At 67.4% G+C, this 14174-nt stretch carries 13 protein-coding genes; 5 read left to right on the top strand and 8 right to left on the bottom strand.

Annotation, left to right across the window (positions count from 1 at the left end; all coding sequences use genetic code 11):
• Positions 1–152 precede the first annotated feature (152 nt).
• Together BLV94_RS24450 and BLV94_RS24455 are read left to right on the top strand one after the other, a co-directional pair.
• Entirely contained in the window at positions 153–599 is a 447-nt protein-coding gene (locus BLV94_RS24450; RefSeq protein ID WP_072938213.1) for an SRPBCC family protein, read from the top strand.
• On the top strand, positions 596–928 hold the full coding sequence (locus BLV94_RS24455) for an ArsR/SmtB family transcription factor (RefSeq protein WP_072938215.1): 333 nt from the start codon (positions 596–598) through the stop codon (positions 926–928). The genes BLV94_RS24450 and BLV94_RS24455 overlap by 4 nt, the downstream gene beginning before the upstream one ends.
• Positions 929–1053: 125 nt before the next feature.
• On the opposite strand, the gene BLV94_RS24460 is transcribed toward BLV94_RS24455, so the two are convergent.
• The 5 genes from BLV94_RS24460 to BLV94_RS24480 form a co-directional block, all read right to left on the bottom strand.
• Complete coding sequence (locus tag BLV94_RS24460; RefSeq protein ID WP_072938218.1) at positions 1054–2511, bottom strand: MFS transporter; 1458 nt, start codon at positions 2509–2511, stop codon at positions 1054–1056.
• A gap of 84 nt (positions 2512–2595) precedes the next feature.
• Positions 2596–3168, bottom strand: a complete 573-nt coding sequence (locus tag BLV94_RS24465; RefSeq protein WP_072938221.1) for a TetR/AcrR family transcriptional regulator — start codon at positions 3166–3168, stop codon at positions 2596–2598.
• The gene (gene recR, locus BLV94_RS24470) at positions 3165–3773 is read right to left on the bottom strand and encodes a recombination mediator RecR (RefSeq protein WP_005248644.1); all 609 of its coding nucleotides are present in this window, start codon (positions 3771–3773) and stop codon (positions 3165–3167) included. Before recR ends, BLV94_RS24465 begins: the two co-directional genes overlap by 4 nt.
• Positions 3774–3782: 9 nt before the next feature.
• Positions 3783–4124, bottom strand: a complete 342-nt coding sequence (locus tag BLV94_RS24475) for a YbaB/EbfC family nucleoid-associated protein (RefSeq protein ID WP_012691319.1) — start codon at positions 4122–4124, stop codon at positions 3783–3785.
• Between the two features lie 116 nt (positions 4125–4240).
• A complete protein-coding gene (locus tag BLV94_RS24480; RefSeq protein ID WP_072938224.1) occupies positions 4241–4675 on the bottom strand; it encodes an SRPBCC family protein in 435 nt (144 codons plus the stop codon).
• A gap of 247 nt (positions 4676–4922) precedes the next feature.
• Here BLV94_RS24480 and BLV94_RS24485 point away from each other — a divergent pair, with 247 nt between their 5' ends.
• A complete protein-coding gene (locus BLV94_RS24485; RefSeq protein ID WP_072938227.1) occupies positions 4923–6374 on the top strand; it encodes an FAD-binding oxidoreductase in 1452 nt (483 codons plus the stop codon).
• Entirely contained in the window at positions 6371–7672 is a 1302-nt protein-coding gene (locus tag BLV94_RS24490; protein WP_072938230.1) for a class I SAM-dependent methyltransferase, read from the top strand. Before BLV94_RS24485 ends, BLV94_RS24490 begins: the two co-directional genes overlap by 4 nt.
• A 23-nt stretch (positions 7673–7695) precedes the next feature.
• Here BLV94_RS24490 and BLV94_RS24495 read toward each other — a convergent pair whose 3' ends face one another.
• From BLV94_RS24495 to BLV94_RS24505, 3 genes are all read right to left on the bottom strand, one after another.
• Positions 7696–8745 (bottom strand): type IV toxin-antitoxin system AbiEi family antitoxin domain-containing protein, encoded by a 1050-nt coding sequence (locus tag BLV94_RS24495; protein WP_072938233.1) that lies wholly within the window; start codon positions 8743–8745, stop codon positions 7696–7698.
• Positions 8746–8899: 154 nt separating this feature from the next.
• Positions 8900–11041 (bottom strand): 3-hydroxyacyl-CoA dehydrogenase NAD-binding domain-containing protein, encoded by a 2142-nt coding sequence (locus BLV94_RS24500; RefSeq protein ID WP_072938235.1) that lies wholly within the window; start codon positions 11039–11041, stop codon positions 8900–8902.
• 29 nt (positions 11042–11070) lie between these two features.
• The gene (locus BLV94_RS24505) at positions 11071–12285 is read right to left on the bottom strand and encodes an acetyl-CoA C-acetyltransferase (RefSeq protein WP_072938238.1); all 1215 of its coding nucleotides are present in this window, start codon (positions 12283–12285) and stop codon (positions 11071–11073) included.
• Positions 12286–12520: 235 nt separating this feature from the next.
• Here BLV94_RS24505 and BLV94_RS24510 point away from each other — a divergent pair, with 235 nt between their 5' ends.
• The gene (locus BLV94_RS24510; RefSeq protein ID WP_072938241.1) at positions 12521–14170 is read left to right on the top strand and encodes an amidase; all 1650 of its coding nucleotides are present in this window, start codon (positions 12521–12523) and stop codon (positions 14168–14170) included.
• Positions 14171–14174 lie beyond the last annotated feature (4 nt).

A 14174-nucleotide genomic window follows, 5' to 3' on the forward strand; every position in this document is an offset into this window, starting at 1 on the left:
GTTATCCACAGGCTGTGCATAAACCAGGTGAGTGGCAAAGCGTCCTGGGGCACGCTTTGCCACTCACGTATCAGTGCAACCTGACAGTTGCACAAAGCGGGCGACATGTGCAACCATGGAGTTGCAGAATAACCGCGAGGAAGGTGGCCGTCATGGACGCATCGAGCAGCATCACCCGGACCGTTGTCGTGAACGCCCCGAGATCGGCGGTGTGGGCGGCAATCACGGATCCCGACAAGATCAGTCAGTGGTTCGGGCAGCGCACATCGCTCGATCTCAGCGTCGGCGGCGAGGCCGCCTTCACGTGGGACGAGCACGGCACCGCCCGCGCCGTCGTCACGGAGGTCGACGAACCGAACGCGTTCGGCTTCCGCTGGGCCGCCGACATCGACGCCGACCCGGTGATCGGCAACTCGACTCTGGTGCGGTTCACGCTGTCCGAGCACGCCGCCGGCACCGAACTGACCGTCGTCGAAACTGGATTCGACGACCTCGACCGCGACGTTGCCGACCAGAAGCGGGCCCGCGAGGCCAACGTCCAGGGCTGGCACGCCGAACTCGACGAACTGGTCGCGTACCTGCACGGCGTGAAGGCATGACGGTGGGCACGTATGCCGAACTGGCCTCGGTGTTCGCGGCGCTGTCCGACGAGACCCGCTGGGAGATCCTGACCGAACTGGGGCGATCAGACCAGTCGGCGTCGTCGCTGGCCACGCGACTTCCGGTGTCGCGGCAGGCCATCGCGAAGCACCTGACCGCGCTACAGGCGTGCGGGCTGGTCGAGTCGGTGAAGGTGGGCCGCGAGATCCGCTACCGCGCGCTGGGCGCCGAACTGAACAAGACGGCGCGGACGCTGGAGCGGATCGGGGCCGAGTGGGACCGTCGTTTGGCCGCCATCAAGGAGATCGCGGAATCGATGGAGGAGTAAAGACCCCAGACAGGGGTTCGGCCGGGAATGCTTCTGCATTCTCGGCCGGATCTCTGCTTCTCGAGTTTTCTCTGCTCACAGGTACATTTCCTCGATCCGCATCACTGACGATACACGCGAGTGATCTACGTCACAAGGGGTTCCACCGGACTTTTCTTCGTCCGATCGTGCCCGGGCAGGGTCAGGGATACCGCGAACACCAGGACCGCGAGCACGGCGCACACCCCGTAGGCGATCGAGAATCCGGCGGCGGATGCGACCCCGCCCACCATGCTCGCCGCCAGGACCGTCGCGACGACCGCACTGCACATGGTCGTGCCCATCGTCCGCAGCAACACGTTGACGCCGTTGGCCGCGGCCATCTGCGTGGACGGCACGGCACGGACGATCAGCATCGGCAGCGTGCTGTACACCAGCGCCGTGCCGGTGGCCGCGACCCCGAGAGCCGCGATCACCAGCCACAGCTCCTTGTGCGGCACGGTGTGCAGTGCGTAGCCGAGGACCAGGCAGATCGCGCCCGACAGGATCGTCACCTTGGACCCGTAGCGCTCGGACACCCGGGCGCCGACCTGCGCGAACACAATCATCGACAGGCTCGTCGGGAGCTGGCACACCGCGGCCTGGAGGATGGTCAGGCCGTAGCCGGCGTCGCCACGGGGCGCCTGAAGCAGCTGCGTGGTGATGAGGGCGTTTCCGTAGAACGCGAAGCCGACGAGCAGCGCCGTGACGTGGGGCAGCAGCACCGACCGTCGCGCCGACACCCGCAGGTCCACGAGCGGGTTCCGGTTGCGTAGCTGCTGATATCCCCACAGCGCGAACAGGAACACCGCGGACCCGAACATGCCGAGCACCGCGGGACTTCCCCAGCCCCACGAGCTGCCCTGGGTGATCGGGACGAGCAGGCAGACGAGCGCGGCGGTGAGGCCGACGGCGCCGACCCCGTCGAACCGCCCGCCCGACCGCACCTCGGACTCGCGGATGAACAGCACCGCGGCCACGGTGACCGCGAGCCCGATTCCCGCGATGACCCAGAAGAGCACGTGCCAGTTGGAGTACTCGGCGACGGCCGCCGCGAACGGCAGTCCGAGCGCGGTGCCGATCCCGAGGGTCGAACTCATCATGGCAATGGCGCCGTGGACCTTCTCACGCGGCAGTTCGTCGCGGAGGATCGAGATTCCGACCGGGATGACGGCGGCGCCCGCCCCCTGCAGTCCCCGCGCGAAGATCAGGAAGGCGATGTCGGACGTCACGGCGCAGATCAACGCGCCGATCGTCATGAACGCGAAGGCGACGAGAAGCATCCGCTTCTTGCCGAACATGTCGGCGAGCCTGCCGAAGATCGGGGTGACCACCGCGCCGACCAGGAGGGTGGTGGTGATCAGCCAGGACACCGACGTCTGACTCGCGCCGGTGAACGTCGGCATGCTGGGCAGGAGGGGCACCATGACCGTCTGCAGGACGGCCTGGAACACGCCCGCGAACGCGAGAATCGGGAAGAGGTAACGCGATCCGTTGGCCGATGCGGGTTGCGCGCCCGGGTGATCCGCGAGCGCCGAGAGCGGGCGCGGCAACGAGATCGTCAAATGTCACCCCTCGCGCAGCTGGTAAATGGTTGTTCACCACATTAGGTGAACAACCATTTACCCCGCAAGCCCGACAATCCGCCCTCAGCCGTCGAGCAACTCCTGCACCAGCGGGGCGTACTGCGCCACGACCTCGTCCGGGGTGCCCGTCGCATGCTCCTGCATCATCTTGCGGCGCATGACGGCGAGACCCGTCAGCATCGACATCACCAGTTCCGCGCGCAGCCGGCCACCCGACCCGGGCAGTCGTTCGGCCAGCGTGTCGATCATCTGCGTCGAATAATTGGCCCGCAGCTTCCGGCTGGCCTCCTCGCTCGGCCCGCTCATGAACAGGATGCTCAGCGACAACGGCTTGTACGGCTCGAGCGGCCGCGCGAACATCGACACCATCCGCTCACCGAGACCGTCCAGCGGACCGCTGAACAGCAGCTCCGCGGCGGCACGGAAGTCGACGAGGGCGTCGAACAGCTGCTCCTTCGACCCGAAGTACTTGATGATCAGCGGTGCGCTGACCCCCGCGTCCTCGGCGATGTCCTTGAGCGTGATCTCCCGGTACGGACGCGTCGCGAACGCCCGGCCCGCAGCGTCGACGATCAGCGACCGCGACTGTTCGGCCGTCCGCTTCACCGGCGCCGCGGTGCCCGGATCCGACGTCACAGCGTGCGCCTCCCCGACAACGCCCGGCCCAGCGTGAGCTCGTCGGCGAACTCGAGGTCGCCGCCCATCGGCAGACCCGACGCGAGCCGGCTGACCGTGAGACCGGGGAAGTCCCGAAGCATCCGCACCAGATACGTCGCGGTGGCCTCGCCCTCGGTGTTGGGATCGGTCGCGATGATCACCTCGGAGACGTCGACGCCGTCCTCCTGATTACCGATGCGCGCGAGCAACTCCCGGATCCGCAGCTGGTCGGGGCCCACCCCGGACAGCGGATCCAGCGCGCCGCCCAGAACGTGATAGCGGCCCTTGAACTCGCGGGTGCGCTCCACGGCCTGGACGTCCTTCGGCTCCTCGACCACACAGATCACCGTGCGGTCGCGGCGCGGATCGGCGCAGATGCGGCAGTGCTCCTTGTCGGACACCGTGCCGCACACCACGCAGAACTGGACGCCGTCACGCACCCGCTGCAGCGCGTTCTTGAGCCGGTCGATCTCCGGCGGCTCGACACTGAGCAGGTGGAACGCGATGCGCTGCGCGCTCTTCGGCCCGACGCCGGGCAGCTTGCCCAGCTCGTCGATCAGATCCTGAACCGGACCTTCGTACACGCCGCGCCTCTAGAAACCGGGGAGGCCAGGCAGGCCGCCCCCACCGAATCCACCCGCGAGCGGACCGAGCTTCTGCGCCGCGATCTCCTGTGCCTTGCTCGACGCGTCCTCGATCGCACCGATCACGAGGTCCTGCAGAGTCTCCACGTCGTCGGGATCGACGACCTTCGGATCGATCTTCAGACCGACCACTTCACCTGTCCCCTTGACCGTCGCGGTCACGAGTCCGCCACCGGCCTGCCCGGTGACCTCGGCCTCGGCCATCTCCTGCTGCGCGGCCATCAGCTGCTGCTGCATCTGCTGCGCCTGCGCGAGGAGCTGCGACATGTCGGGTTGTCCACCTGGTTGCACTGACGTGGTCCTTTCTGCTGTTTCCCCTGCCAGCGTAGACCGTGACCGTCAGCGCGGTCCGGCGCCGACGCCGTCGTGCGAATCCCGTCGACGGCGCCGGAGCGAACGGGACCGGGTCAGCCGAGTTCGCGCTCGAGGTTCGCCAGCACCTGCCCCTGGATCTTCTTCAGACCCAGCGGGGCGAACGTCTTCTCGAAGAAGCCGCCGATGCCGCCCGCACCCTTCCACTCGGTGGTCGTGGTGACCGTCGACCCGCTGCCGCTCGGCGCGACGACCCAGGTGGTGACGAGCGACGAGTTCGCGTCCGTCTCGGTGATCGTGTTGCCCGCCACGGTGACCGTCGCCTTGATGTCGCGGGACCGCTTCTCGGTGGCCTTCAGCGTCCACTGCGCGACGGTGCCGTCGCCCTGCCCGCCCTCGAGGACGCGGTAGTCCAGGTACTGCTCCGAGAGGATGCGCGGACGCACCGTCTCGTAGTCCGTCAAAGCCGCGAGCGCCTTCTCCGGTGTGGCTGCGACGGTGATCGAACTGCTCGCGCTGACCTGGCCCACTGTCTGACTCCTCTTGTACGATTTGTACGAAACTGCTTCCTCCTCCCATCCTGCCTTCCGTCCTCGAGTCCGGGCGATGACGTGGCAATCTATTGTGAGGTAGCTCACTTCGGCATGGTCGCGACCCGCACATTGATGAGACATTTGTGTGAATCTTGGGTCGCGCGCGCCGATATGCGTGGCTTGAACCCCCGGAGAGGGATAGCGTCAAGGTGTGGCTGCCTCTTCGGTTGAACTACTGAAAAGCATGCGGGAGGGTGGACGCCCCTTCCGTGCGCATCGCACTCTGCCCGTCACGGGGATCGACGCCCATCGCGCCGGCGTCCGACGACTCCTCGCGTCCTACCGCGCGATTCCCACGGACGCCACCGTGCGGCTCGCGAAGAAGACGTCCAATCTGTTCCGGGCCCGGGCGCAGACCAGCGCACCCGGCCTCGACGTCTCCGGCCTCGGCGGGGTCATCGCCGTCGACCCGCAGGCCCGGACGGCGGATGTCGCCGGAATGTGCACCTACGAGGACCTGGTGGACGCCACCCTGCCGTATGGGTTGGCGCCGCTGGTGGTTCCGCAGCTCAAGACCATCACCCTCGGTGGCGCGGTCACCGGCCTCGGCATCGAGTCGACGTCGTTCCGCAGCGGGCTCCCCCACGAATCGGTCCTCGAGATCGACGTCCTGACCGGCAACGGCGACATCGTCACCGCGACACCGGAAGGCGAGAACTCCGACCTGTTCTGGGGGTTCCCCAACTCCTACGGAACACTCGGCTACTCGACGCGTCTGCGCATCCAGCTCGAGCCCGTCAAACGGTATGTGGCACTGCGGCATCTGCGTTTCGACTCGCTGGACGAACTGCAGTCGGCGATGGATCGCATCGTCACCGAGCGCGTCCACGACGGCATCCCCGTCGACTACCTGGACGGTGTCGTCTTCACCGAGTCCGAGAGTTACCTCACGCTGGGCCATCAGACCGACGAGGGCGGCCCCGTCAGTGACTACACCGGCCAGAACATCTTCTACCGGTCCATCCAGCACAGTTCCGTGAACCACCCGAAAACGGACAAACTCACCATCCGAGACTATCTGTGGCGCTGGGACACCGACTGGTTCTGGTGCTCGCGCGCCTTCGGCGCCCAGAACCCCACCGTCCGCCGGCTGTGGCCGAAGAAGCTCCTCCGCAGCAGCTTCTACTGGAAGCTCATCGCCCTCGACCACAAGTACGACATCGGCGACCGACTCGAGAAGCGCAAGGGCAACCCGCCGCGGGAACGCGTCGTGCAGGACGTCGAAGTGCCCATCGAGCGCACCGCGGACTTCGTCCGCTGGTTCCTCGACGAGATCCCCATCGAGCCGCTGTGGCTGTGCCCGTTGCGGTTGCGGGAACCCGCCCCCGCAGGCGCGTCTTCGCAACGCCCCTGGCCCCTGTACCCCCTCGAACCGAAACGCACGTACGTGAACATCGGCTTCTGGTCCTCGGTACCCATCGTCCCGGGCCGGCCCGAGGGGGCGGCGAATCGGCTGATCGAAGACAAGGTCAGCGACTTCGACGGACACAAGTCCCTCTACTCCGATTCGTACTATTCACGAGAAGACTTCGAACGCCTCTACTACGGCGGCGATCGATACACGGAACTGAAAAAACGCTACGACCCCAAATCACGATTACTGGACCTTTTCTCCAAGGCGGTGCAACGTCGATGACAACCCTGAAAGCTTCACGCTCGCAAGACCACAAGCTGACCATCGCAGAGATTCTCGAAACTCTGTCCGACGGCATGCTCCCCCTGCGGTTCTCCGCCTACGACGGCAGCGCCGCAGGCCCGGAGGACGCCCCCTACGGGCTCCACCTCAAGACGACCAGGGGCACCACCTACCTGGCGACCGCCCCCGGCGACCTCGGCATGGCCCGGGCCTACGTATCCGGCGACCTCGAGGCCCGCGGCGTCCACCCCGGCGACCCGTACGAGATCCTCCGCGTCATGGGCGACGAACTGCACTTCCGTCGTCCGTCCGCGCTCACGCTCGCCGCCATCACCCGCTCGCTCGGCTGGGATCTGCTGCGCCCCATCGCCCCTCCCCCGCAGGAGCACCTCCCGCGGTGGCGCCGGGTCGCAGAAGGACTGCGGCACTCCAAGTCCCGCGACGCCGAGGTCATCCACCACCACTACGACGTCTCGAACACCTTCTACGAGTACGTCCTCGGGCCATCCATGACGTACACGTGCGCGTGTTACGAGAACGCCGAGCAGACCCTCGAGGAGGCACAGGAAAACAAGTACCGCCTCGTCTTCGAGAAGCTCGGCCTCCAGCCCGGCGACCGCCTGCTCGACATCGGTTGCGGCTGGGGATCGATGGTCCGGTTCGCCGCACGCCGCGGCGTCAAGGTCATCGGCGTCACCCTGTCCCGCGAACAGGCCGAATGGGCGCAGAAGGCCATCGCCGAAGAGGGGCTGTCCGACCTCGCCGAGGTCCGGTTCTCCGACTACCGCGACGTCCCCGAAACCGGATTCGACGCCATCTCCTCCATCGGACTGACCGAGCACATCGGCGTCGGCAACTACCCCGCCTACTTCGGACTGCTGCAGAGCAAACTCCGCGAAGGCGGCCGGCTGCTGAACCACTGCATCACCCGGCCCGACAACCAGAGTCAGGCCCGCGCAGGCGGGTTCATCGACCGGTACGTGTTCCCAGACGGCGAACTCACCGGCTCCGGACGCATCATCTCCGAGATCCAGAACGTCGGACTCGAGGTGCGACACGAGGAGAACCTGCGCGAACACTACGCACTCACCCTCGCCGGATGGTGCCAGAACCTGGTCGACAACTGGGACGCCTGCGTCGAAGAGGTCGGGGAAGGCACCGCCCGCGTGTGGGGCCTCTACATGGCCGGGTCGCGACTCGGCTTCGAACGCAACGTCGTTCAGCTGCACCAGGTCCTCGCCGTCAAGCTCGGGCCGAAGGGCGAGGCGCACGTCCCGCTCCGGCCGTGGTGGAAGTAGGCGGCTCCGCCGCCCGTGAGTGGTTAAGGAGTCTCTGCACTCCTTGACCACTCACAGGCCCGGCAGGGGTTTTCGCCGGGCCTGCTCCACCCCTCCCGCACCAGCACGGTCTCCACTTCCTGGGCCACGACGCACGGATTTTTCGTCACCTCGTCGAACCCGTACACGAGTCGCGGCCGCCCCTGCAGTTCCGCCGCGTTGTCGCGTCGGCGGTCCCGGAACGCCACCTCCGCCATCGCGTGCGCGCGGCGACCGTCGAGTCGGACGATGAGCGGCACACCGTGGTCGGAGTAGTCGCAGTCCTCGAAGAGGGTGCGTCCGTCCACGACTACCGGTGACTGCCTCCGCGCCCGCGGCAGCGCGTGCGCATCCTCGACGTCGGTGGCATAGCGGTACTCGAGCACCGACTGCACTCCGTCGGCGAGCAGTCGTACCGCATCCACGAGCGCCTTGCCGTACCGACGTGGTCGTCGCTCCTCCATGCGTCGCCGGATGTCGCGCAGTGGGATCCGGGCATTGGTCACGAGCGCGACGAGCCGGGTGTAAGCGTCCCGTGCCATCGGCTCGGCGATCGCCACATCCAGAGCCGTGTCCGCCCTTGCCGTCCGGGGTTGCTCCGTATCGACGGCAATGTAATCGTGCGCCCGCGACCGGTGCACGATGACTCCCGGATGCACGACAGTTCCTTCCCGGTGGCACAGACTGACCGACGCGAGGCCCGCACCGACAACGGTCGGCGGCTGGGTGATCGCCGATCTTCCGTAGGGAACGGTGATGTGCACGGGGCGTGCAGGATCGACACGAATCATGTGCCATTCCTCGGCGGCAGTGTGGTGGCTGAGGACTGCGCCCTTGCCTCCGAAGAGCAACGCGGCTTCCAGCGACATCTCACGAGTGATCGGTCCGTTGCTCACCGAATAGATACCGTGGAGCACTGCTTGCCATCGACCGGATTCGACGCGGTGCCGGACCCGGCTGCGGGGAAACCCGAGGGCGTGGAGTTGCGTGTGGGTGATCAGGCCGAACTGCGCGTCGGCGACGTCTTTCAGGGCGGCGAATTGCGTGGAGGTCATACCGGGCACGGTCACCGAGACCCCCGACGGGTCTCGGTGTCGCACCTGGGGAAATGAATTGCCCTGTGGATAACCCACAGATTGGGGATAACTCAGCCCGTGCGTGGTTAACGAGTCCAGAGACTCCTTAACCACGCACGGGCGGCGGAGCCGCCTACGCCTTCAGCGACGCCGGCGGGGTGAAACGCTCGCCGTACTTGGCGGCGAGTTCTTCGGCGCGCTTGACGAAGCCGGCCTGGCCGCCTTCGTAGCCCTGGATGTACTGCGACACACCGCCGGTCCAGGCGGGGAAGCCGATACCCATGATGGAGCCGATGTTGGCGTCGGCGGTGGTGAGGAGCACGCCCTCGTCGAAGCATTTCTGCGTTTCGATGGCCTCGATGAACAGCATGCGCTCGATGAGGTCCTGGAACGGGACTTCGAGTTCCTTGGAACCGAAGTTCTCCCGCAGCCCGGGCCACAGGCCGGTACGTTTGCCGTCGGCGTAGTCGTAGAAGCCTGCGCCGCCGAGTTTGCCCTTGCGGTCGAACTTGTCGACCATCGTGTTGATGACGTCGCCTGCCGGGTCGGCGGGCAGTTCCTTGCCTTCGGCCTTCGCGGCTTCCGCGGTTTCCTTGCGGATCTTCTGCATCAGCGTGAGGTTCAGCTCGTCGGACAGCTGCAGGGGTGCCGCCGGGTAGCCGGCCTGCATGCCTGCCTGTTCGATGGTGGCGGGCTCGATGCCCTCCGCGAGCATGGCGATGGCCTCGTTGATGAACGTGCCGATGACGCGCGAGGTGAAGAAGCCGCGCGAGTCGTTGACGACGATCGGCGTCTTGCGGATGGCCTGCACGTAGTCGAAGACGCGGGCGAGGGCCTCGTCGGACGTCTTCTCGCCGCGGATGATCTCGACGAGCGGCATCTTGTCCACGGGAGAGAAGAAGTGGATTCCGATGAAGTCCTCTTGCCGCTTCACGCCCGTCGCCAGACCGGTGATGGGCAGGGTCGACGTGTTCGAGCCGAGCAGCGCCTTCGGGTCGACGATGTCCTCGATCTCCTGGAAGACCTTGTGCTTCAGTTCCTGCGACTCGAACACGGCCTCGATGACGAAGTCGACACCGGCGAAGTCGGCGGGGTCGGCGGTCGGCGTGATGCGGTCGAGCAGCGTCTTCGACTTCTCCTCGGTGGTCTTGCCCCGCGACAGCGCCTTGGCCTCGATGCCCTCGGAGTACGCCTTGCCCTTGGTGGCGGCCTCGATGGTGACGTCCTTGAGGACGACGTCGAATCCGGCTTTCGCGGAGACGTAGGCGATTCCGGCGCCCATCATTCCGGCACCGAGCACACCGACCTTGGTGATGGGTGTCTTCTCGATGCCCTCAGGGCGGGACGCGCCGGAGTTGATGGCCTGCAGGTCGAAGAAGAACGCCTGGATCATGTTCTTCGCGACCTGACCGGTGACCAGCGACGTGAAGTAGCGGGCCTCGATGAGGAGCGCGTTGTCGATGTCGACCTGCGAACCCTCGACGGCGGCGGCCATGATGGCGCGCGGTGCCGGCATGGGTGCGCCCTTGAGCTGCTTGCGCAGGTTCGCGGGAAACGCGGGCAGGTTCGCGGCGAACGCCGGGGTGGACGGGGTGCCGCCGGGGATCCGGTAGCCCTTCTTGTCCCACGGCTGGACGCCGCCCTCGGGGTTGGCCTTGATCCACGCCTTCGCGGCGGGCACCAGATCCTCGACCGAGGACACGACCTCGTCGACGAGTCCGACCTCCTTGGCCTGCACCGGTCCACGCTGCTGGCCCTGCAGCAGCACCTGCATGAGGGCGTTCTGCAGTCCGAGCATGCGGACGGTGCGCACGACGCCACCGCCGCCGGGCAGCAGGCCGAGGGTGACCTCGGGCAGGCCGATCTTGACGCCCTTCACGTCCGCCGCGACGCGGTGATGCGTGGCCAGGGCGATCTCGAGTCCGCCGCCGAGTGCGGCGCCGTTGATGGCGGCGACGACGGGCTTGCCCAGAGTCTCGAGGCGGCGCAGATCCGACTTGATCGCGACGCTGTGGCTGTAGATCTCGTCGGCGTTCTCCGGGCCGACCTTGATCATGTTCTTCAGGTCCCCGCCGGCGAAGAACGTCTTCTTGCCGGACGTGATCACGACACCGGTGATGGAGTCCTTCTCGTCGACGAGGCGGTCGACGGTCGCCTTCATCGAGGAGATGTAGGCGTCGTTCATGGTGTTCGCGCCCTGGTTGGGATCGTCGATGGTGAGCAAGACGATGCCGTCGGCGTCTTGTTCCCAGTTGATGATGTTCTGCTCGCTCACTGCTTCAAGTCTCCTGATGGTCCGGGCGGTCAGACGCGCTCGATGATGGTGGCGACGCCCATACCGCCGCCGATGCACAGGGTGATGAGGGCGTACCGGGCGTACCGGCGCTCGAGCTCGTCGATCATGGTGCCGGTGATCATGGCGCCGGTGGCTCCGAGCGGGTGCCCCATCGCGATGGCACCGCCGTTGACGTTGAGCTTCTCGTCGGGGATGTTCAGGTCCTTCTGGAACTTGAGCACCACGGACGCGAACGCCTCGTTGATCTCGAACAGGTCGATGTCGTCGACGGTCAGACCGGCGGCGGCGAGCACCTTCTTCGAGGCCGGGGTGGGGCCGGTGAGCATGATCGTGGAGTCGGCACCGCTGGTGGCCGTCGCGACGACGCGGGCGCGCGGGGTCAGGCTCATGTCCTTGCCGGCCTGCTCGGATCCGACGAGGACCAGTGCGGCGCCGTCGACGATGCCGGAGCTGTTGCCGCCGTGGTGGACGTGGTTGATCTTCTCCACCCAGTGGTACTTCTGCAGCGCCACGGCGTCGAAGCCGCCCATCTCGCCGACGCCGGCGAAGGACGGGTTGAGGCCCGCGAGGTTCTCGAGAGTGGTGCCGGGACGCATGTGCTCGTCCTGGTCGAGGACGACGAGGCCGTTGATGTCCTTGACCGGGACGACGGACTTGGCGAAGTAGCCGCCGGTCCACGCCTTCGCGGCGAGGTCCTGCGAGCGGACGGCGTACGCGTCGACGTCCTCGCGGGAGAAGCCTTCGATGGTGGCGATCAGGTCGGCGCCCACGCCCTGGGGGACGAAGTAGTTGTCGTAGTTGGTGGCCGGGTCGAGCGCCCACGGTCCGCCGTCGGAGCCCATCGGCACGCGGGACATTGATTCGACGCCGCCGGCGATGACCAGTTCGTCCCAGCCGGACCGCACCTTCTGCGCGGCGGTGTTGACGGCCTCGAGGCCGGACGCGCAGAACCGGTTCAGCTGCACGCCGCCGACGGTATCGGGCAGTCCGGCGTCGTTGACCGCGACGCGGGCGATGTCCATGCCCTGATCGCCGACGGGGGTGACGACGCCGAGGACCAGATCGGAGATGCGATCCTCGTCCAGGTCGGGGAAGCGGGCGCGGAGCTCGTCGATCAGGCCGGTGACCAGCGAGATCGGCTTGACCGAGTGCAGGGAACCGGTCTTCTTTCCGCGGCCGCGCGGGGTCCGGATGGCTTCATAAATGAATGCCTCTGTGGTCACTGTGGAGTGTTCCTTCCTTATCTGCGTCGACGCCGACCGTGCACACGGCGCTCTGCACGGGGCATACCCCGGCACATTTACCTTAGAACGTGTTGCAAAACAGGAGGAAGGACCGAAGCGATCGTGGATCGTGACCCAGGCGATCACGACGGGGCGATCTCGGCCCTGCCGGAACCGCCGTTTCGTGCTGTAATGGCGCGGCGCTCGACGCGACCCGAGCGGAGGAGAATACGCTGTGACCACCCGACTGTCCCGCCGGCAATTGTTCGGCGCCGCGACCGCGGGTGCGGTGACCGTTGCCGGCCTGGGGCGTGCCGGCGCGACCGCGAATCCGGCACGCCGCCTGCCGTCGCCCGCCGCGATTTCCGCGTCCGATCCGGCACTTCTGAGTGCCGTCGAGGCGGCGGCGCTGTTGCAGTCCCGGGCGCTGCATCCGCGCGAACTGCTCGACGCGTGCCTGTCGCGCAGCGCGGCGCACGACGGCGGCGTCGAGGCGTGGATCCGGATCTACCCGGAGCAGGCCTACGAGGCCGCGGAGTCCGCCGCGCGGCGACTGGCGGCCGGGTCCGCCCCGCTGGTCTGCGGACTGCCGATCGCGCTGAAGGATCTGTACGCGGTGGCCGGGCTGCCCGTGACCGCGTCGAGCGGCGTCCTCGACGGGAACATCGCCGCGGGCGACGCCGGGGTGTGGCGGCAACTGCGCGACGCGGGCATGGTGCTGATGGGCCACGCGCACACCCACGAATTCGCCATCGGAACCGCGACGCCGCAGGTCGGGAACCCGTGGGACGTCGCGTATTCGCCGGGCGGCTCGTCCGGTGGCAGCGCCGCCGCTCTCGCCGCCCGGTTCACGCCCTGCGCGCTGGGAACGGACACCGGCGGTTCGTTGCGCATCCCCGCGAGCGCGTGCGGGATCACGTCGATCAAAGCGACGTTCGGTCGGTGCAGCACCAGCGGGGTGATTCCGCTGACCTGGACCCGCGATCACACCGGTCCGATGGGCCGCAGCATCGCCGACGCGTCGCTGCTCCTGAGCCACATGGCGGGCGTCGACGTCGACGATCCCAGCACGTCGGTGGGCCCCGACGTTCCCGCGGAGGGGTACCCGCTGGCCGCCGCGGGCGGGTCACGTCCGCTGTCCGGCAGACGTTTCGGGTTGCCGCACGGTGTCGCCGACGACCTGCCCGGCCCGATCGGGACGTTGTTCGCCGGGTTCCTCGACCTCGTCCGCGCACTGGGCGGCGAGATCGTCGACGTTATCGAGCCCGAGGTCCCGACGGGGCTGCTGAGCGGGGATTACGCCGAATTCGGCTCGTACCACCGGCAGTTCGCGGACCGGCTCCCGGCATACGGCGCGGAGTCGGCGCTCGCCGCGACCGCGGCGATGGCGAGCCTCGCCCTGCCCGTCGCCGACTACTTCGCCCTCGAACGCGCGCGCCTGCGTTTCCAGCACGACTACAACCGGATGTTCGCCGAGCACCGACTGGACGCAATTCTGCGTCCCGGCGCGCTCGCCGACGGGGTACGGCGCGACGACCTCTCCGATTCGAGTGTGTTCGCCGGTGCGCGGGAGAACTACTTCTGGGCCAACTACACGGGCGCACCGGTCGTCTGCACGCCGGTGGGCCGGTCCGCGGCCACCGGCATTCCGTTCGGGGTGCAGCTGGGCGGGGTCCCGTGGTCCGAGGCGGCGCTGATCTCCATCGTCCTGGAACTGCAGGAGGCGCAGCCGGTGTGGCGGGACGCGCCGCCACTCGGCGCCGCGCCCCGGCAGATCCCCGAAGCGCGGGTCGCGGCCCCGGGCTCCGGCCCCACCGCGACCAACACGGACGACACCGGCCCGGGCATCCGATTCGTGCCGACCACCTCGACTGCGGCGGTGTGACCCC

This window comes from Rhodococcus koreensis (assembly GCF_900105905.1).
Lineage (GTDB): Bacteria > Actinomycetota > Actinomycetes > Mycobacteriales > Mycobacteriaceae > Rhodococcus_F > Rhodococcus_F koreensis.

Bases quoted from the DNA above. Each gene is read 5' to 3' on its own strand.
- BLV94_RS24450 (WP_072938213.1), top strand. From the start codon at position 153: ATGGACGCATCGAGCAGCATCACCCGGACCGTTGTCGTGAACGCCCCG.
- BLV94_RS24455 (WP_072938215.1), top strand. From the start codon at position 596: ATGACGGTGGGCACGTATGCCGAACTGGCCTCGGTGTTCGCGGCGCTG.
- BLV94_RS24485 (WP_072938227.1), top strand. From the start codon at position 4,923: ATGCGGGAGGGTGGACGCCCCTTCCGTGCGCATCGCACTCTGCCCGTC.
- BLV94_RS24490 (WP_072938230.1), top strand. From the start codon at position 6,371: ATGACAACCCTGAAAGCTTCACGCTCGCAAGACCACAAGCTGACCATC.
- BLV94_RS24495 (WP_072938233.1), bottom strand. From the start codon at position 8,745: ATGACCTCCACGCAATTCGCCGCCCTGAAAGACGTCGCCGACGCGCAG.